We start from the raw sequence: 19,323 nt of genomic DNA on the forward strand, positions 1-19,323 counted from the left end.
TTGATTTTGCGAAAGCTAACTGAGCGCTATCGGCGTTGGATGCGCCATCGCGCGGCGGCGGGAATGAAGCGCCGCTCACCGAAGGGGCGAACGGCCGTTCTTATAGTCGGCTCGGAGATGACGCGACAGGTGAGGCTCATCGGTAACAGCTCCCTGCCGGCGACCATGTGCCTTGACCGCAACTATGACGAAAGCATCGCCATCATCACGGACCTGCGGTCCAGGACAAGATCTCCCATACAAGGGCGCCTCCTCCATCCGACAGGTCGCCGCGGCGGGAGGATCAGATGGATCAGAAATTATCGCGACTTCACGCCGCTTAAGTCGATCTCGGCTGGCGCTGCACTCATGCTGGCCGCCGAATATGATCGCGTTAGGCGGCTCTCAGGGGCTCCTCCCACAACGATCGACATCGACCGCTGGGACCCGGACGTCAAGGCCACTCTTGCTGGCCTTGGCTTTTTCAAGCTGCTCGGCCTCAAGGTCGATGCGCAGCCGTCCGATCGCGGTTTGTTGATCGAGCCGATGGTCAGCGGGAGCGACGTCGACATGACCCCCGTAAACAGCGCGATTGCGGCTGTCTTCCAAAAAGGACGCGGAGATCTGGGTTTGCGAGTTCAGCTGGCGAGCGCGGTGACTGATGCGGTCGAAAATGTCCGGGGCCACGCTTACCCCCGTGAATGGTTCAACCCGATGACGAGCGTGCCCCTCTGGTGGTTCACCGGGGCTGTCGACCAAAGCACCGGCTTAGTTACCCTCGCCATTTACGATCAGGGAATTTCTATTCCCAAGGCCCTGCCCCTGAAATGGGATATTAACCTGTTGATGCAGAGGTTTCGGGACCTGTTCACGTTGAATTTTGACGCCTCTGACCCCACCTACGATGGACAGGCCATCGACATGGCCATGCAGCTCGCAGCTTCGTCGACCGGCTTGCCCTACAGGGGCAAAGGATTGCCAAAAATCCTTGAGATCATCCGCTCCTGCCCGTCTGGGAAGCTGAGAGTAGTAAGCCGGTCTGGCGAATGCATCTATGGCGCGAATGGCACAAAAGTTGTAAGAACACATCAAGTCCCATTGCTCGGAACCTACCTTGAGCTTGAGGCGTTGCCGTCCGCTCACCGAGGTCAATCATGACTACGATCTCCATTGCGTCAGATTTTTCGCCCTCGCCGGCCGGCCGCACGCCCGCGGACGGGCCGTTCAACGGGCAGCGTTTCCGCGAGGAGTTCCTTATTCCGGCGCTCCAGGCCGCAACTGGTTCGGGAGAGAAGGTCACCGTCAACCTTGACGGTGCATACAGTTACTCGTCCTCCTTCCTAGAGGAAGTTTTTGGGGGCGTAGTGCGGGTGAAAAAATTCGCTCCCGAAGTCCTTACGAGGCAGCTTGAAATTTCGGCCGAAAATCCGATCTACGCTAGCTTTCGGCGAGACGCTCAGAGCTATTTGGCTGATGCCCTGAAGCAGCTTAAGGCCAGTGCTGCGTAATGTCGCAGGCTGGCGGCGCGAGCGCGTTTTTCGATCTAGCCAAGCTTCTGATTGCAGCGTTTCTTTCGGCCGGACTAAGCGGAATTTGGGTAAGTCGCTGGAAGGCGAGCTTGGACCATGCCGAAAAGCGAATTGACGATCTCTGCAGCGAGGTCATGCGCTTGGCTGATCTCGCTAGCGAGTACTGGTTGCTCGAACAAACTGACCCAAAGGTACCTGTTCTACAGGCTCGCCTGAGCTCTGGGATCGTGCGCCTTGCGAGCATCCGGGTCAGTCTAGCGAAATTAGTCGTGGGCCTGGACGGACCTCGTGTCGAGCAGCTCGAAGCGGCTTTCTTTCGGGCGGCCACCGGCGGCGATTTCGCGGTTCATAACCGTCCGGTTTCCTCGTCAAATGCCGCCGCTGTTCAGCATGCCGCAGGCGCGCTGCTCGTGCATATCCGAACCGCACGAATGGCTTCGCTGCGGCGCAGTTGGCTTCCGAAGGTCTAGCCCGGATTTCTCACGCCGTGTGACTGTGAATGCTGATCGAAAAATGACCCCCATGAGCGTCGTCGGGACCCCTTCAGGCCATTGATTTCATTGAATTGAAATGACGGGACCCCTACGCCGATCATGGTCGAGACCCCATATGTGGACGGCCCTCTCCTCGCAAGGGTCTTTTTGCATTGTTTTGATCAGATCGCTTGCGTCCATATGTCCGTGTGTGGATGCCCCCGGGAATGCAAGAAGTTTTTATCGACGAACTTGAGAACATGCGATCAGGTGCGGTCGTGTGTCCGGCCTCATAAGTTGCGGCATTCGCACGCCGCGGGCCTGTATGGCGATACGCGGATTAGGTCCAAATCGGCCTGGCGAGCTCAAAGCTCCTGGACATATTCTGGTTATCCAAATCCCGTCTCTAAGACCGTGTTCCCTTACCCGTCCTTCTGCCCTTCTCACATTCCGACGCTATCGTCGCACCGGGGCAACCTGACAAAAGAATGGGTTCAATGTGCAACTGCAGACGGTCGTCGCTGTGTTCAGGTTGAACTGCGCACAAAAGTAGGGACCGCCTGCGATGATCCCGGCCCCTTTCAGAATCGAGGAATAAGCCACGTCAAATTGAACCGCCATGAAGCCGCCGGAAGACAGGCCAGATACTGACGTTTCTTTGATATCGGCGTTAAAGGCCGGCAGCGCTGTCACCTGCGCGTCTGATTGTGAGGACCCAATAAGGCCTGACACTATTCCGGTCACTCCAATTGCCCATGCTGTATGTCGCCTGAAGAATGAATGCATTCGAACGCTCCTCCACAAATGTGGAGATTCTCGTGAAGTCATTGGTGGAACGTCGCGCAATCGAGGGGCGCGAGCGGTATTGGGACTATGGAAATCGGGTTGCCGAAGACACTATTAATCGCACCCAAGGCAAGAAAATTGAACTCCGTCAGTTTCCGGATCGAAGCTGTTACGATCGCTGGCGAGCTCTGAAAATCGGCATGCCGATATGGTGCCATTGATGACCGGGCAGGACTGCCCACGGCAACCCGGGATTGATCGGCCGCCGGCGGGCGCAGCCCCAAGATCATGAAATCGACGCGTCAGCCGATTTCAAGCCGGAGCTCAGCCCACAACGGATCCTTGTCTTTGAAATCTGCTCCGTAGGACAGCTCGAAAACGGCTCCCTTCAACTTGTCCTGTTCGGTCGTCGTGTCACCGTCCCCGCGGATGATCCTGCCACCCGTGCGCTCGTTCAGCCGCCCGTAAAGATTGTCATAGGGCATGGCCCAGCCCTTGGGTGATTTCTTTGTCTTCTGTTCGCGAGCCGTCTCTTCAACCACGGGAATCATCGCCACCAGACTGGAATTGGTCATCAGTTCGAGACCCCGCTCGCGCAGAGTCGCATTGTGGCTGGCGTGGTGCCCGACCTTGTAGAAGATGGCGCGCGCCAGAATGTCCTCGATCCTCAGAACCGCTCCGCCCGGCTTGTCGTCAGCCGGATAATTCTGGCGACCCCATGAAAGCCAGTTGCCGACCTGCGCGTCGCCGGGAAACAGCAGCACTCTCTTGTCGGTAAGCTCCAGCGCGAGAGCCAGCGAGGTGTTGTTGACATCGCCGTCGATCTTGAGTGCGAGACTCTCCGCGCTTCCAAGCCATTCATCATCGATCCAGCGATCGAAGTTCTGCGCCTTCGTCTCGTAAAGCTTGATGATCTGTTCGCGGGCCAGTTCTGACTCGGTTTTCGCTGGCTCTGCCTTGTCGGTCTTGTCGCCGCGATTGTAACGGCGCTGGTGCAGCCGTGTGAAGGGTTGCTCCTTTCCATCGGACTCTGAGCCGGTTTCGCCGTGAATCGCAGCTAAGCCCATGACGGTTGCCACGTCCTCGCTGCGCGCGAGATAGACTTCGCTGTTGCTTTTGGACGGGGCGAGCTTGCGGAGCAACACGTCGTCGCGAGGCGGACCAAGCACGTAGGCCCGGAACACATCGTCGAGCCCCCAGCGGACCACGTCGCCCGGCTTGAGGAACGACACGTTGCCGGCGCCGGCACGTTTCCTCAGCCAAGCCAACACGGCCTCGCAGCTTGCGTTGCCGCCGAGCTTTCCATCGTCCGCCGGTTTTGCGAGGCCTAGGGCATCTTCACGGATACTTTCGAGCCCGCCATAGAACTGAAGCAAATCGTTCACCGTCTGCATCGAGTCGCTGCGCGCTGCGAGCCTCGGATTGAGCGCCAGGCCCGCGAGCGCTGCGAGAGCTTTCTTCATCTTGTTGCGATAGCCGTTCGCGACCTTGTCGGTCCGGTCTTCGCTCCAGGCCATCCAGACCTTGTCGATCGTGAATGTCTCGAATTTCTCCCGTGCCAGGATGAAGCCGGAAAGATGATCGTAGTGCTGGTGCGTTGCGACGACCAGATCGACGTGTCCGCCGGTTTCCTTGATGAAGTCCGCCACGTTGGCAACAATTCGCTCCTTGCCTTGGGCCGTAGAGGGCTTCGCCGTCTCCGGGCCGATACACTGCAAAACGCCGCAGTCGATCAGCATCTTGAAGACGCGGCTGCCGATCGCGTGCCTGACCAGGAAGAAATCGCCGAGCAATCCGCGATACATCCGGATCGATACGGTGCCCGCAGCCGTTGCGGACGAAGCAGCAGTCGCGGCACGCGCGTTCGTCGCCGTCTCCCCGCCTGTGGGTTTCGTGTCGGGGGCAGAGCGCCTCCGCTTTCCCGACGCAGAGGCGGACGCCGATGAAGTGTTCTTTTTGCTCTTCTTTACCGTCTTCTTTTTGATAGTCTTAGCCTTCGCCGCCACGTTCGCCCCCTTAATGGCCGCGGTGGATCATGGCAAACGGCTCGCGTTCGCCGCTCTCCGGATGATACGTGAAGCCAAAACCCTCTGGGTTCGACAGAAGCCGTCGCTGCTCGTCGAGGCGTATGTTGTCGTCGACGCGCTTGCGTATCACGTAGCGCAGGTGCTGATCCCTGAGGTCGATGATCAATGTTGCGCCGCCACGAAAAATGAAGTCGTGGGCCTTCGCGGGCGTTCCCTTAGTGGCATCCGCCTTTTCCTGCTCATCGAGATCGAAATAACCACGCCGCCGCTGCGTGACCTCGAGCACTAGTTGCCGCAGGTCTTGCCCGTCAGGTCCAGCCCGCCGTGTCGTCCGCACGCTATGCACCTCGACACTTGGAAAGCCGCCCTTGGAGAAGATGCCGTAAGGTGTCTTGTCCCGGAAAATGAAGTAAATGCCTAGCGCATTTTCCCAGGCGAGATCGACAGAGAGGTGCTCATCCGGCGTCCTGAGCCACTTCCAGACCTGCGTGCGATTTTCCTCCGAGCTCTTGAGAATCTCCGCACGTTTGTAGTGCGCCTGAAGGTCGAGGTCGATATCGTTCAGGTCGTCGACCTCCAGGGGATTCTTTCCGAACATCTGCTCCGGACTTTCCCAAAGCAGGTTCTCCGGCGACATCGAGAGGCAGTCCTCGACCAGAATGCCCCGCGCGCGGAAGGCTTCCGCGAACGCAATCCGATAATTGTGAGGATCATCGGGCACGAGATCGTTGTCGGCGGTGATGATCGCGCGCAGGAATTCCCCGAACCGGACATCGACGGGCGGCAAATAATCCAAGGCCCGGATGCACATCCGAAGAACGTGGTCCGCCGATTTCACCGCTTCTCTCGTCAGCCGGGCGACGAGGTCGGTATTGAGTCTCTTGTCCTCCCCGCGCGTTAGGTTTCCGATTCGCAGGAGGTCGTCCGTGCGCGCCTTGTAGATCGTCAGGAACGCGTCGAACACGGCCGCAACGAGAATGGCGCCCCTGTCGTGACACTCAGTGGTCACAGCGAGCAGCTCCGGATCGGGTTTATGACCCACATATTGGCGCAGCGACGCTCGTCCAACCGTGCCGCGGGCGAATTGCTCTGCAAGCCCGCTCAGAAGGCCGGCTTCATCGAGCGATCCTCCCTTCTGCTGGATATGCGCTGACACGGCCTCGGAAAGGGTGAAATGCGACATCAGCGCCACGATATCGGCGAAAGCTTCGTGAAACGCGAGGCTGTCGACGCTCGTGGCCTCCGCGTACCGCCGGTGCAGCCCGTCGAGCACCGCATGCGTGGTCTCATGAGCGACGATGTCGTGCGACAATGCGGTAAAAATCCAAGTCGCGCCCGCCGAGGCGTTGGTGCTGCGGAAATATCCGAACAGGAGGGCCCGTTTTTCCATGCTGTAGTAGGCGTTGGCCTCGCGCAGCGCATGGGGGTAAATGCGCAGCTTGTCGACCGGCTCGTACTTGTTGAGGTGCCGATTCCAGTGGGGCGCCCAGATCACCTTACGCCCCAGCGCTCGCTCGAAGATGTAGATGATCTTCATCGCCACTGCGAAAACCATCTGCTGGTGGAATTGCGGATTTCCTTCCGATGGCGTGAGCCCGTCCTGCGCAAGCAGATATGAATCGTTGAGATCCACTGGATCGTAGAACTGGTTGCTCGCCGGGTCGACGTCGATGACTTCGACATATTCATTGACGGGACCGGCTTGAAGATCCTCTTCCCCGACTTGCTTCCATGGCAACGAGATCGTCGCGTAAGCATAGTTGACCGAGCCGAGCCTGCTCGCCGTCTGCGGGTCGAAAGCGTAGACACGGAGCCTGCGGGCTGAGGGGGCCGGATACCTCATGAACTGCACCTGAGAAAAAGGAATACAAAAAAGAAAACGACTGGCAATCCAAGGCCATTACCTCAGGCTGTGTTTTCTGTTTGCTAACCGCAATGACTGAAGGATCAATGCCGATATGCGATTCTCCGTAACGGTTGGCGGCATAATTGTGAATGCTGATCGAACATTGACCCCCATCGGCGTCGTCGAGACCCTTTCAGGCCGTTGATTTCATTGATTTGAGATGACGGGACCCCTACGCCGATCATGGTCGAGACCCCACGCCGAAACACACGCGGGACTGTTCGCGAGCCGCCAGGGGCCATGTGGGCTTGCGGCGGTTTTTGCCGCCCGATTCCGGCCGACGCCGCGGCGTCGCAGCTCCGCAAAACGAGTGCTTCCGCGCTTCCATTGTTTCCAGGCGATGGCGCGCAACCGCCGCCTGAGCCATTGGTCAAGATCGCGCAATCTCGACGGGGTTTGGCAGAAGCCGCAGTAGCCGCGCCATCCAATCAGATAGCGCTGCAGATCTGACTGTGGCAGCGCTGTTCACGCAACGCGCGACGGCAGTCGTATGCGTCGCGCTATCCAAGTTCGTGCTATCGTTTGGTCAAGAGATCCACAATGTACATCAAGTCTTCGTTCGGGTGGTGGAAATTAGCCGGTGTCCGGCTCAAGCGACGATCCGTATTTCTTTTGAATCCTCATATTCGCGGCATAACCGTCCGCGATTCGATCAGGCTCCTCTCCGCCGGCCTCCCCCTTCTTGTCGAATAGAGCCGAACGATCGGTCCAGCTTGCGCCGGACCCGGACGGGTTCAGGACCGATGTGGAAAGACACGGCCTGCCGATCCAGTTCGCGCTCCGACCGTGTTGAGCGATTTCGTTGACGCAAATAATCGAGCCATGTTGGACAGTGGTAACGCTCGGTCCATAATTCTGGGTCGGCAATGTCGCAAGAAATCGACCAGCCACATGCGCCATTTCGTTGTCGAGATTGCCGGACTTTCTGCATCAGACCATAAAAAGCAAGCGTATTTTCCTGCGCCACCCGATATTCAATTTCTACCACAAGTGGCCCGCTACGCGATGTCAACGTCAGCCTCACCTCCGGGTCAGCAAGCATTTCGGCCTCCTCGCACGGCTCCGCGACATGCAGCATTGGCAGCCAAAATCCAAGCAGGGGCGACAGGAACATCAAGGCTGCCGAAACCAGAAGTGCCGTGCCGGCGCCAGCAACATCGGTCAGATAGCCCCACCCCCAGCTCCCGACGGCGATACCCCCTGAGCTTATAGCGTGATAAGCGGCGAGCGAGCGCCCTGCCACCCACTTTGGCGCCAAAAGCTGCACATCAATGCTGAACAATAACCAAGAGAGCATCCACGCTGCGCCCGCCACAAGAAGAGCAGCGGCGGTTAGAACGGCGTGACCGCTAAGTCCGACCACGGCAAACGTGCCGCCCATCAACAGCCCGCAAGCCCGAATAGCCGCTTCACTACTCATGCGATTTCGTACATTGGTCATGTTGACGGTACCGATCACTGCGCCAACGCCAAAGGCGCTGAGAATGATGCCATATGTCTGGGCGTCGCCACGTAGAAGATCTCGGGCAACAAGCGGCAACAAGGCAACGACCGCCCCGCCGACCACGCCTGTGAACATGCAGCGCGTCAGCACGATCTTAATTGAAGGCGAGTTGATGATATAGCGTACGCCAGATACGATAGCCCGATTGAGGTTTTCAGCTGGAAGACGCGGCTTCGCTACATCGCGCTTCCAAAGAAGCAGCGCCGCGACTAACGGCAAATAGAGGAGCGCGCTGAGCGCGAAAGCAGCTACTGCGCCCGACATAGCAACGATGATGCCAGCGATTGCAGGTCCCACGGTACGTGCGATGTTGTAGCTGATCCAGTTAAGCCCGACCGCCGCAGGCAGTGCCTCCGAAGGCACCAGTTCGCTGACTGAAGACTGCCATGCCGGCGCCATTAGGGCCATGCCGCTTCCGACAACAAAGCAGAGCGCGAGCAAAATGTTCGGTGTCACCATGCTTAGCCAGGCGAGTGTCGTCAGCGCGGTGCCGCCGGCGAGAGTGATACCCAGCGAGACCAGCGCCACTATCCGGCGATCATGCATGTCGGCGAGCGCGCCCGCCGGTATTGCAATCAACATGATCGGAAGCGTTGTCGCGGTCTGCACCAGCGCCACCTGGTCGTCTGATGAGGCCATCTGGGTCATTGCCCAGGCGGCGCCCACACCCTGCATCAGAATGCCGAGGTTCGAGAGCAAGCTCGCAACCCAAATGCGACGAAATGCCATAAACCGCAAAGGAGCGATGAATTGATTGGTTCTGATCGTTCGGGATTTGAATATTTCCGTCATCTCACCCCCACGAGCCTCCGAAGATCGATCGAGACGTTCCCGCTCGGATCTCGCGCGCACGGATCAGAGACTTTCAATGAAGGCCGAACGGTCGCTCGGTTGGCAAACCTCCTCCTCAGAAATCCTCGACCGCGCTCCACATGACATCCCGCCATGGTTAACAACTGCGACGCAACCATCTGACCTAAGCAGCTGGGCTAGCTCTCCCAACACCATTGCTCGGTCCATCCAGTTGAACGAGTTTGCTATGGTTCAACGCCTAATCTGAAGACCAATGCTTTTTGAACCGAGCAATGATTAGCTCCGCAGCCCGATCCGAGCGATCCACTCCAGAAATTAGTTTCGCGTCGTATAGTCCTCCGGGGAAACCAAGATCGAATTCAATAATATAGGGATAAGCCATGTCCATGGCTGCGAAGTTGATCCCGTGCGCCATCAGCTTTTTACCGATCACCCCAGCAAGTTTGACCTCATCGGAATTCAGATCGACTGGAATCGCCTTTCCGCCTTGTGTTATGTTTGATCTGTGATCATTTGGATGACCTTGCCGACCATGCCAGGCAACAACCTCGCCACAAGTTACGATGATGCGCTTTTCGCCTTGAGCGACCTCCGGGATAAACTTCTGAAGAACTGCATATTCAGCTTTGAAGCCACCTAGCCCGCCATAATCCATCTCGCTTTGCGCGACTGTGTTTCCCGTAAGGCATTGGAGGATTGTTCGAACGTTTGGTCCGTTTTCGGGAAGTAAGAAGACGTTTTGCCCGCACCCGGAATTTGGCGGCTTGGCCACCCAACGTTGATCGGGCGCTTGCTGGTAGCGTTCCCAGAGTGTGGCGAAATCATTCGATATATAAGAAAATACGCGGTGTTCTTTTGGGACGAGATAGCCCATCGCATGTTTGCTATTTAGAAACACCAGCCCTTCAATGCTGTTGACGAAGGGCGTTTGTTGAGAAGCGAGCCACAGCATTCGCCAGACATCACGGTACACGCCCGCTTGGGGCGAACCTAGGACCCAGATAAGCTGGCATTCGTCTAGAAAATATGTCTCTCGACTCCAAGGTGCCACGGCACCAGGAGCGTACGGCTCGGCGTTTTGTGGTACGAGCACGCCCCGTGTGAAATAGCGGTAATCATCTGCCGCAATAGCATTGATCTCGCCAAGAACTACCTGACAGCCGAAGCGACGAAACGCGCTGCTAAGAGCAGCATCATTTTCGCCTAAGCAATCGAGACTGTTTATTAGGATGAGCAATCTCATCACTTTCTCCTGGCTAAATAACCGAACAGCGACCAGCTGCATGTCAGAGTGTCGATCACGTCGAGAGCGCTACCCTGCCTTCACTATGAAGCGGGACACCTCAGAAACCCGTTGACATAGGCCGCCCGTTCGACACGGCCGGCTCGGCTCCACGAATTCAAGATCGCCAGCATCACTCAGTGTTGCAGCATTCTACAGCAACCGCCGTGCCAGCCTTAGCGTTGCGCTTAAGCTGCTGACTGCGCTTTGAAAAGTCGCTATACGAGATTGACTGATGTGTTTTGAACCGGACAACATATCTGGCTTTGTCGGGAGGGGGACAATGACTGCAAGCGATGTCGCTTCACGTCGCAAGGTCAGATACCTCTTTGGCCGGGCGGCATAGCCACGCTTCTACAAACCACGAAGACATAAGTGAATCGGCAAGGAAGTCTAACGCCACGCTATGCGACCCGGTCTTTGCGAACAAAGGCAAAGTCGCAACATTTTCGACTGATGTGACCATGCGGAAGCTGAAGGGCCGATCTCGCAGGCCAGATCGACTTCGCCAGTCGTGCTGTGATCGACAGCATGGAGGGAATGTCGTCGAACGCATGCCGCGCATCGACAGTTTGGAGCATTACTGCGTCGCTCGTGAACAAGGTTCTAAGCGGTTGAGCAGGAGACTATTTCCCGATTCATGGCCGTTTGAGATTGCGGGAATTTGGAGCTTGTGGCTCCAAACGCTGCACATTCGCGTTCGAATTCTCTATTGCGACGGGGCATGCTTCTGTGTCGCATCGGAGGGGGACGATTCCGGCCGAAGCACGACTACGGGATCGAATGACATGTTCCGCGCGCGACTGGACCAGATCATCAACATGAAGCACGAACTGGTTCCGCTGGCCGGCAAGATCAATTGGGATTGGATCGACCGCGAGATCGCTCCGCTTTACAGCAAGAACGGCCGCCCCGGAATCGAGACCTGCTTCATGAGTGGTGCTGCTCAAGCACATTTGCGGGCTGTCCGATATGGGGTGTGCGAGCGCTAGGTCCACGCCCCGTGTTTCCAGTTCGTCACCGGCGAAGAGTTCTTCCAGCCCGCTTTCCCGCACGAGCGTTCCGACCTGAGCCATTGGCGCAAGCGGCTGGGCGAAAAGCTGGAACTGCTGCTGGCCGAGAGCCTGGGCTGGCGCACGAGGCCGGCGCATTGCGCAGTCAGTACCTCAAGCGCATCAGTATCGACACCACGGTGCAACTGAACGCCATCACCTTTCCGACCGATGTCAAGCTCTGGCATGCACCCATCAAGGCCCAAAGTAGGCCAGCCGGCCGTCGGTAATGTCCTGCTCGAGAGCTTTGATCAATGCAAGATAGCGCGGCGCCTCGGAAGGCGAGCTGCCGAGGACGTCAGACTGATGATGATCCATCCAAGCTCATGTCCCGCGCGCCTTTTCCTTTCGACCTCCTGGCTTGCTAGACCCCGAGATGGTCGCCATACTTTCGTACAGGGTAGGATTATAAACTTCGAGGTCACCTTCGCGGCCACAACTGCCGTCAAAGATTCCTCCGAATGGCATTTCGGGTCTCGTCATCACCATCTGTTTCGTGCGCAGCTGAAGCTAAATCCAGCCAAATCGCTGGGAAATGCATCCGCTCGTGCTACGTCCTGCTCCATGTCCAGTTTTCATATACATATTTCATTTTTGGAGGGCCTTCCCATGCGAGTGAGGCACCTACCGACATCGGATAAGGGAACCACGACGGTTAGAAGTTTGGCTTGCTCAACCCTTGGCCCAGCGAATAAGACCGGCATCGGAGATGATTTTCGCGATGGCTGTTTTCTGTTCATCTGCCAATGGCAGCAGCGGCAGGCGCGGACCACCCGCGCCCCGACCGAGCTGACTCATGGTCTCTTTGATGGCCGCGTAATAGGATCCGGACTGGAAGCAACGATAGAAGGCGAAGACGTCGCGGCCGAGATCATCCAATGCCTTGTCACCACTCAGAGCCTTGTCCCAGTAGTCTCGGATCAAAGGCCCGGCGATTTGATGCGCCATAGCGACCACTCCGTGAGCACCAACGGCGCGAGCCGGAACGATCATTGTCTCGTAGCCGACGAAGACACGAAGTCTGTTCCCCACGCGCTGCACGAGCTCTGTCACCTGAGTGATCACGCCGGAGCTATCCTTGATAGCGACGACGGTCGGCAGCGTCGAAAGCTGCTCCACGAGGGCCGGGGTGATATCGATGCCGGCGCGACGCGGGCTGTTGTAGAGCATCAGCGGCAATGACGTGTTTCGGGAGATGTACTCGAAGAAGGCCACGATCTCGCGCGGGCTCGGCATGGCGTAGATCGGCGGCAGGACCATGCCGCCGGCGCAGCCCGCCGCCACCGCCGACTGGCACGCTTCCAGCACATCTTCGACACGCAAGTCGGCGACGCCCGCCAGGATGGGGACGCGGCCGCCCACATGGTCGACGGTCAACTTGTAGAGGCGCGCGCGCTCGGCCTTGGTAAGCGCATAGAACTCTCCGGTGCTGCCGGCCGCTACGACGCCCTGCGCGCCGTTGGCGATCGCGTCGTCGACGAGTGCCTTGTATCGGGCCTCGTTGATCGAGCCGTCGGCTCCGAAGGGAGTGACGAGCACGGGGAAGATGCCGCCCCAGTTCACATTGGTCATGATCTACTATCCTTTGTTGGAAGATGCGGTTGAAGGAGCGGCCGCCGGCGAAGTGGAAGTGAGGGGGCCGAGAAGACGGGCCTGTTCGGTAAACCGTCCGACGAAGGCCGCGAGCCTCGGGTTTGCGCTCGAGAGCAGGAGTTCACGCGGAGTTCCGCTGGCTGCGACGACTCCTTGGTCCATGAAGACCACCCGGTCGGCGAGCTCATAGGACCGCGTGACGAGGTCAGCTTATCGAAAACGCAATCACGCGATCTGCATGGCCAGTGCTCGGGCGACGGCAATCCCAACATCATCGAGTGTTTGAAGCCGGAGCAGCTGTGCAACTCCTTTCCTGGCTCGGCGACTCGCGGAAGCGCGGCCTTTGCAGCTTTGTCAACGAGCGTAATCATTGGTCATTTCTTTCCAGCCCCGTAACGCGTTCGCTGACAACCCTGCATTTACCGAGCCAACTTAGAGACCGTTTAAAAGCGTTAGGACAACTTCTCTACTGCGATGTTGCATGTCCGACAGCGGACAATGCGGCGAAGCGATCGTTTTCCTGCCGCCATCTCTCGGATCGCGTAGGGCAGCTGACAGTGTCAGGTTTGTCGAACCGGCGACGCAACTGCATTCCCCAACACCCTCCTTCCGCGAGCCTCGCTATCCTTCTAATATGAAAGGTTTAATCTAAAGCTCTTTCTGCGCACTTGGCACGATTCTTGGAGGCCTCTTGTTGCAGGCAATCGGAGCGGGCCAGCCGAAATCGCCTGCTCCATGTTCCAAGCAATCAAGGTGTCAGGTCTTCATCAGGTCGAATTCAATGGGAAATGAGCTATCGGCAAATCGACTCGCTCCAAAGGCGAGTGCGTCGCCTCTGGCGGAATATCCTCATGTCGGCTGCGAGCGACCACAAAGCCCACTCCACCCGAGCGAACCCAAATACGCAGGGCGTGGGTGCCGGACTGCGTCTCGCGCTATGTCGGCGCAGGACCTCGCATTCGAGGGCGCTCATCGCCAACTGCCGCCTGAGCTTCAATGAACTTCGGAAGGAAATGATGACCGCGCTTCATGGCGTTTATATTGATCACCAGATGACAACGCCTTTCGCAATGGCGCAGCTCTCGGCAAAGATCAAACCATTTGCGACAGACCTTGCGAGAACTGGAGTTCTCCTGCTCACAACCTGCGTACGAGTTGAAGCCTATGGTGAGGAGTCCTCGCTCAGAAGCATCGATCGTACGATGCTTTCTGGCTTTTCATATGAACGCATTGAAGGTGCGGTCGCGATTGCCCGACGTCTCGCGCAGATTGCATCCAGTGCTCATTCCCAGATCCTCGGTGAGAGTTATGTCAGCCATCAGCTCGCGAACTCTATCGAACTTGTAGATCCCAACCTGCCGATTTTCCAGGTCGCACGGTTTGGCCTCGATATGGGTCGTGCCGCGCGCGAGCGACAGAAATTCATCGCATCGTTCAACTATGATCAGATCGTCCGAGACATCATAGCTCATCGATTTCAGAACGGAGAGCCACCCGACCGACTTTACATCATCGGGGCAGGCATGCTGGGTCGCGGACTGATCGGCAGTGGGGTGGGAGAGCGATTTCGTTCTACGACAGTCGTAACGCGAAATCCTAAGACTCTTCGCAAACGTCTTCGCCCTTACGCTGATTTAGAAGTCACGCTCATGCGCCCTGAGGAGATTGGACAAGAGCCTGAACCACGTTCGTTCGTCGTTATCGCAACGGCAGAGGTCAACCAGGAATACGAGGCGATCCTTCGGAAGGGGCTTCTGCGGTTGGAGCCGCGCACCATAGTGGATCTTTCGTCGATCCCGACGCTGTCGGATGCAAGTGCCAAAAACCTTAACTATGTTAGCATGTATAGCAAAGAATTCCTTCGGTTCATCGAAGACAACAATAGGGATCTCGCTCCGAAATTGCCTCTCTTGTTTTCCGACATAGAGGCAACACTCCGAACGGTGCAGATCCACCTCTCCGCTTAGCCATCCAGAACCAAAACCGAGTGACCAGCGTCCGTCAGGCCTGAGCACCGGAGCCGGCAACAGCAGCGTGTACTTCGCCGAGGTGCGGCTCTGGACCCGACGTGAGGTGTGCGATTCACGTGATGATTGGCAGAACTTCGCGGTAGATCATTTTTCGAGTTTTACAACTATTCGAGTCCGCCGACATTCCAAACCGCGTCATCGGGTGGATCTAACGCCGACATCAACACCAGGAGACGACGGAATATGACAACGTCTACCGTAAGATGGCTAAGTCGAAACGACGTTGCGCGGACGGATCTGCCACTCGCCTCAACACTAGAGTTTATCGAAGAGACTCTTCGTGATCACGGCAGTGGCGCATTCGAGAACCCACCCAAGATCGGCATCCACCCAACGCGTGACGCATTCATTCACGCAATGGCTGGCTGGCTTCCAAAGCAACGGCGAGCCGGTCTAAAATGGGTTGCCAGTTACTCATGCAATCCGAAGATTGGCTTGCCCAGTTTCTCTGGGCTATTAGTATTAAACAATCCGGATACGGGTCTACCAGTCTGCGTGATGGATGCAGCCTACCTGACCGCAGTTCGGACAGCGGCAGCATCGGCTATCACCTGCAAGTACTTGGCGCCGGATCGCGTGGATAGGATTGCCATAATCGGTGCCGGTCTTCAGGGCCTCTACCATGTGAAAATGCTGTCGTTGATTTACCCAGCCGCAGAATTCCAAATCGTGGACATCCATGAGAGTGCCGTAAACCGGTTGATTGAACAGAGCTGCTGCGAAGCAAGGATAGTTCGCGTGACAGAGGCTGAGGCCGCGATCCGCACCGCTGACGTCGTAGTGACCGCAACAAGTCGATTGCAGGACGTGATCTTCCGGTTCGGATGGGTCAAGGAGGGCAGCTTGGTTCTGCCAATCCATGTCCGGGGATGGTCACAGGATACAACGACGGCTTCAGATTTATTGTTGAGTGACGACGTTGAGCAATTTAAGAGCTACATCGTTGCTACAGGCTCTCCTTATTCCGATATTTCCCGAGTTTCCGGGTCTGTCAGCGACGTCATCGTGGGAAGGATCTCCGGCAGAGTTTGCAATGCGGATCGCATCGTAGTTTTCAATGTCGGCCTTGCGTTGCATGATATCGCTATAGGTTCCGCAATACTCGATATCGCAGAGCAGCGCGGCTTGGGAACAAACGTGACCTATTAAAGCTAGGTAGGCAAGATTGAATTGACATACGATGTTCAGATCAGCTTGTTGATGACCGGACGCAGGCCAGCACGGATGACCAACCTTATACTCTGGATCTACGCCATCGGAGCGTGGCTGCGGTCAAGTGCGGGATGTCCGCAATCAGGCCAAGCAGTTTTGGGGGCGCGATCAGCACGGCCATTGGCTGCTTGATGCGGGACCAATGAGACCGGCAGCGTTGCTCGGGACCAGATCGGCGGTCACAAGCCGAAGCATTTCGGGAGAAAACCACCGCTTCGGCCGATCTCGTGGGTGACGATGACTATGGTTGTTCGTTCGGGGTGCGGACTGGCGGATAGCGGCGTGTCGCTCGCGCCCGCTCCATCCTCGCAGCGAAGGGATGCCCGCCATGACCGTTCGGGTGGGGTGCCCTGCGGTGTGGCTGCAGACGACAGTGAAGAGGCCGCTCGTACGCATGGCGTCAGCAATTTTTGCCGGAAATGGGGAACACTTGCATGTCGATCCCGCGCTCAAGCATGTAACGAGTGATGCGCGAGCAGGCGAGGCCGAGCGAATTCTGCAGCGATCTGCTAGTCGACACAGGAAGTTGGAGAACCTCTTGCTTCCGGCTTCGTGGCGAATGTCGATCGTCGCCGGGTTGCGCAGCACCGGCGTGGGCACCACGGCCTTGCTGCCCCCTTGCAGTCGAGAACCGCTGCGTCCTGGTCGGCGATGATGATCCCGTCGACCTTGCCTGAATGCAATTCCAACACTGCCCTGGTCGCGCTGTTCTATGTCATCAAGGGATCAGGCGGATGATGCGCTTGTCGCCGATGCGGTGTTCCAGAAACCGGACCAGCCAGTCTTGGTTCACACTTCCGAAAAAGTTTTGCACGTCGGCGTCAAGTATCCAGTTCACCTTCCGCGCGGTGATCGCTACCGCCAGGGCGTCCAACCCATCATGTGGGCCCCTACCGGGTCGAAACCCGTAGGAGAAGCCGACGAAGTCGCCTTCGTAGATGGCGTTGAGCACCATGAGGTCGCGCCTTGGACGATTTTGTCTTCCAAGGTCGCGATCGCCAACGCTCTCTCCCGACCGTCAGCCTTCGGGATATACGTCCGGCGTGACGGTTGGGGACGATACGCTCCTCCGTGGACCCGTCGGTGCAGATCCGCAAGCCGAGGCTCCAGATCTGTCTCGAAGTCCTGCCATGTCACGCCATCCACGCCGGGGGCTGCTTTGCGCTTGAGCGCGTAGAAAGCCATCCGGAGCGTGTCGGTGTTGATATGGTGGAGAAGCGCTGTGAACCGCTCCTTCTTCCTCTGCCTTGCGGCTTGCCGTACGCGATCGAGCTCCTGGATCACACGATCCCGGCCCTGTGTCCGGAGTGTGCTTTGCTGTCTCGCGTTTCCCTTGGTCCCCGCCCTTCGCTCCATCGCCTCCGCCACCGTACCTCCGGCTTTGTTCGGCGACTTCATTGCTACTATGGCGGAGTCAGACTTCTCCTGATCGTTCATCGGCGGCTACAGCTCCTCGCCTTCCCGCCGCGGACCAGACTGCTTCCATGAGCATCTGGCCGACCAAGAGACCTCCCGGTTCCCGTACAAGAAGCTTCTGCACATGCCAGGGTCTGTGACCACGCCGCGACTGGGCGCTCGCGATATCGCACCCTTTCGTATTGCCTTCCGCTCAGTTGACAGCGTCGGCTCTCGGGAAAACATTCTTTCGCGGCTCCATGGCTGGCCTATGCGCTCCCCTGCCGACGCTTCGCCGACATCCTCGCGGACGCCTGCGCACGGCTCGGGGCCGATGTGGATCGCTATTCCTTCATCGCAGTGGACTTCCACCACCTACTCCTTGCCGGTCTCCCGGCGCACCAACTGTAATGCTTCTGTAATGGGCCTTTGTTCGTCAAGTCCCTCTGAACAAATCTCATCGCCAGGATCATGCTTCTGTCCGTGGTCAGCACAAAGACCGCCACACCATGCCATCAGATCCAGAGCCGGCAGGTCAATCTAGGACGCGTGATCTGCCGCAGCATTCACAGCACTACTCCCGACCTTGCCAAGCCCTCGTCCCGGCGACGGGACCTCTGTAGAAGCGATGCCGTTTTCGACCCGCTCCCCAAACCTGCTCTACCTCCTATGCGGTCGCCGCGGCCTGACTCCAGCGGAACTCGGTCGCGTCCACCCACATGCGATGCAGCACAACGCCCAACTTGCGAGCAAGGGCCACTTTGGCGCGCTTCATGCCCCGCCGTCGCGCAACCTCGAGTGCCCAGCGCTTCAGGCTCGAGAAGCGTGTCGCACGCGTCAGCATGATATGCGCCGCTTCAAAGAGCGCGGTCCGCACCATGGCGTCGCCGACCTTGCTGACGCCTCCGTCCCGGTCGGTCTCACCCGACTGATATTTTTTCGGCGTGAGCCCGAAGTAGGCGCCGATCGTACTTGATTTTCCAAACCGCGTCGGGTCATCCACCGCCGAGCGATATGTCAGGGCGACTAAAGCGCCGACGCCAGGCGTGCTCATCAATCGCCGGAAAACCTTGTCGGCTCGCGCGATCTTCAGCATCTCACGATGCAACCTAGTGAACTCGTTCCACAACGCCGTCCTCGCAGCGAGCATCGCGCCAATCACCATTTCCAGGGTCACATGCTCCGCTGTCAATTCCCGAATGCGCGCTTCAAACCGTCCACGGCTCACTTCGCCGACCTTCAGCCCGTAGCCACGCAAGATACCGCGGATGCTCAGCTCGACGTCGAGAAGCTTGCCCTGCAGAAGTTTTCGTCCAACAAGAAGAGCCCGGGTATCCTTGCAAGGCACCGATTTCGCGTGAACCGGACGGTACCAGCCCATCCGTAGCAACTGAGCGATCCCGCGGGCATCCTTCCGGTCGGTCTTGACGGTCATGGCTGAGAGTGCTGCTTTCACATGCCGTGTCTCAAGCAAAACCGCATCGCGTCCGGCGGCCACAAGGGCGGCATGCAGCCACTGCGACAACGGCCCGGCCTCGAGCCCAATGCGGCTGACAGGTAATTCCAGCTCGTCGAAATAGCCAATAAGCACCTCAGGTTCGCTGGCGACCTTAACCTCGCGGACGACCTTGCCAGTTCCGTCAACAACGCAGATGCTGCTCTCTTTCAAAGACACGTCGATCCCCGCATAATAGTCCATGGCTGTTCCCCACTTGATGCCTGGAGCCGATCACTCGGACTCC

Annotated in this window: 13 protein-coding genes and 3 pseudogenes; 7 read left to right on the plus strand and 9 right to left on the minus strand. The window is 57.8% G+C overall.

The features are described from left to right. Positions 1-63 precede the first annotated feature (63 nt). Genes NLN62_RS48165 through NLN62_RS48175 form a run of 3 tightly spaced genes read left to right on the plus strand, consistent with a single transcriptional unit; the run spans position 64 to position 1,978 of the window. Positions 64-1,137 (plus strand): hypothetical protein, encoded by a 1,074-nt coding sequence (locus NLN62_RS48165; protein ID WP_254113898.1) that lies wholly within the window; start codon positions 64-66, stop codon positions 1,135-1,137. Next, entirely contained in the window at positions 1,134-1,487 is a 354-nt protein-coding gene (locus tag NLN62_RS48170; RefSeq protein WP_254113899.1) for an STAS-like domain-containing protein, read from the plus strand. Before NLN62_RS48165 ends, NLN62_RS48170 begins: the two co-directional genes overlap by 4 nt. Next, positions 1,487-1,978, plus strand: coding sequence for a hypothetical protein (locus tag NLN62_RS48175; protein WP_254113900.1), 492 nt, complete (start codon positions 1,487-1,489; stop codon positions 1,976-1,978). Before NLN62_RS48170 ends, NLN62_RS48175 begins: the two co-directional genes overlap by 1 nt. A 492-nt stretch (positions 1,979-2,470) precedes the next feature. Here the strand turns inward: NLN62_RS48175 and NLN62_RS48180 are convergent. Next, a pseudogene (locus NLN62_RS48180) lies at positions 2,471-2,701 on the minus strand (hypothetical protein); the annotation flags it as partial. 98 nt (positions 2,702-2,799) lie between these two features. Here NLN62_RS48180 and NLN62_RS48185 point away from each other — a divergent pair. Then, positions 2,800-2,988 (plus strand): hypothetical protein, encoded by a 189-nt coding sequence (locus NLN62_RS48185; protein ID WP_254113901.1) that lies wholly within the window; start codon positions 2,800-2,802, stop codon positions 2,986-2,988. An 81-nt stretch (positions 2,989-3,069) separates the two neighbouring features. Here the strand turns inward: NLN62_RS48185 and NLN62_RS48190 are convergent, their stop codons facing one another. The 5 genes from NLN62_RS48190 to NLN62_RS48210 form a co-directional block, all read right to left on the minus strand. Next, entirely contained in the window at positions 3,070-4,572 is a 1,503-nt protein-coding gene (locus tag NLN62_RS48190; RefSeq protein ID WP_254113902.1) for a hypothetical protein, read from the minus strand. A 211-nt stretch (positions 4,573-4,783) separates the two neighbouring features. Beyond that, positions 4,784-6,637: a hypothetical protein gene (locus tag NLN62_RS48195; RefSeq protein ID WP_254113903.1), complete on the minus strand. Its 1,854-nt coding sequence runs from the start codon at positions 6,635-6,637 to the stop codon at positions 4,784-4,786. A gap of 210 nt (positions 6,638-6,847) precedes the next feature. After that, positions 6,848-7,159, minus strand: coding sequence for a group II intron maturase-specific domain-containing protein (locus tag NLN62_RS48200; protein ID WP_371933179.1), 312 nt, complete (start codon positions 7,157-7,159; stop codon positions 6,848-6,850). Between the two features lie 193 nt (positions 7,160-7,352). After that, positions 7,353-8,996 carry an MFS transporter gene (locus tag NLN62_RS48205; protein ID WP_254113904.1) on the minus strand — a complete coding sequence of 548 codons (1,644 nt, stop codon included), beginning with the start codon at positions 8,994-8,996 and terminating at the stop codon, positions 7,353-7,355. A gap of 259 nt (positions 8,997-9,255) precedes the next feature. Continuing rightward, complete coding sequence (locus NLN62_RS48210; RefSeq protein ID WP_254113905.1) at positions 9,256-10,260, minus strand: RimK family alpha-L-glutamate ligase; 1,005 nt, start codon at positions 10,258-10,260, stop codon at positions 9,256-9,258. A gap of 827 nt (positions 10,261-11,087) precedes the next feature. Here NLN62_RS48210 and NLN62_RS48215 point away from each other — a divergent pair. After that, positions 11,088-11,575, plus strand: a pseudogene (locus tag NLN62_RS48215) (transposase); the annotation flags it as partial. Positions 11,576-12,023: 448 nt separating this feature from the next. Here the strand turns inward: NLN62_RS48215 and NLN62_RS48220 are convergent. Beyond that, the gene (locus tag NLN62_RS48220; protein WP_254113906.1) at positions 12,024-12,923 is read right to left on the minus strand and encodes a dihydrodipicolinate synthase family protein; all 900 of its coding nucleotides are present in this window, start codon (positions 12,921-12,923) and stop codon (positions 12,024-12,026) included. Positions 12,924-13,795: 872 nt separating this feature from the next. Between NLN62_RS48220 and NLN62_RS48225 the strand changes: the two genes are divergently transcribed. Further along, positions 13,796-14,911, plus strand: a complete 1,116-nt coding sequence (locus tag NLN62_RS48225; protein ID WP_371933152.1) for a hypothetical protein — start codon at positions 13,796-13,798, stop codon at positions 14,909-14,911. Positions 14,912-15,157: 246 nt separating this feature from the next. Next, positions 15,158-16,123 (plus strand): ornithine cyclodeaminase family protein, encoded by a 966-nt coding sequence (locus NLN62_RS48230; protein WP_254113907.1) that lies wholly within the window; start codon positions 15,158-15,160, stop codon positions 16,121-16,123. Between the two features lie 787 nt (positions 16,124-16,910). Here NLN62_RS48230 and NLN62_RS48235 read toward each other — a convergent pair. Next, positions 16,911-17,623, minus strand: a pseudogene (locus NLN62_RS48235) (reverse transcriptase domain-containing protein); the annotation flags it as partial. A gap of 625 nt (positions 17,624-18,248) precedes the next feature. Beyond that, positions 18,249-19,280 (minus strand): IS110 family transposase, encoded by a 1,032-nt coding sequence (locus NLN62_RS48240; protein WP_254113908.1) that lies wholly within the window; start codon positions 19,278-19,280, stop codon positions 18,249-18,251. Between the last annotated feature and the right edge of the window lie 43 nt (positions 19,281-19,323).

This window comes from Bradyrhizobium sp. CCGUVB23, assembly GCF_024199885.1.
Taxonomy (GTDB): Bacteria; Pseudomonadota; Alphaproteobacteria; order Rhizobiales; family Xanthobacteraceae; genus Bradyrhizobium.

Coding starts and splice junctions, on each gene's coding strand:
- NLN62_RS48210 (WP_254113905.1), bottom strand. CDS start 10,260: ATGAGATTGCTCATCCTAATAAACAGTCTCGATTGCTTAGGCGAAAAT.
- NLN62_RS48225 (WP_371933152.1), top strand. CDS start 13,796: ATGTCGGCTGCGAGCGACCACAAAGCCCACTCCACCCGAGCGAACCCA.
- NLN62_RS48170 (WP_254113899.1), top strand. CDS start 1,134: ATGACTACGATCTCCATTGCGTCAGATTTTTCGCCCTCGCCGGCCGGC.
- NLN62_RS48240 (WP_254113908.1), bottom strand. CDS start 19,280: ATGGACTATTATGCGGGGATCGACGTGTCTTTGAAAGAGAGCAGCATC.
- NLN62_RS48230 (WP_254113907.1), top strand. CDS start 15,158: ATGACAACGTCTACCGTAAGATGGCTAAGTCGAAACGACGTTGCGCGG.
- NLN62_RS48175 (WP_254113900.1), top strand. CDS start 1,487: ATGTCGCAGGCTGGCGGCGCGAGCGCGTTTTTCGATCTAGCCAAGCTT.
- NLN62_RS48195 (WP_254113903.1), bottom strand. CDS start 6,637: ATGAGGTATCCGGCCCCCTCAGCCCGCAGGCTCCGTGTCTACGCTTTC.
- NLN62_RS48165 (WP_254113898.1), top strand. CDS start 64: ATGAAGCGCCGCTCACCGAAGGGGCGAACGGCCGTTCTTATAGTCGGC.
- NLN62_RS48190 (WP_254113902.1), bottom strand. CDS start 4,572: ATGTATCGCGGATTGCTCGGCGATTTCTTCCTGGTCAGGCACGCGATC.
- NLN62_RS48220 (WP_254113906.1), bottom strand. CDS start 12,923: ATGACCAATGTGAACTGGGGCGGCATCTTCCCCGTGCTCGTCACTCCC.
- NLN62_RS48205 (WP_254113904.1), bottom strand. CDS start 8,996: ATGACGGAAATATTCAAATCCCGAACGATCAGAACCAATCAATTCATC.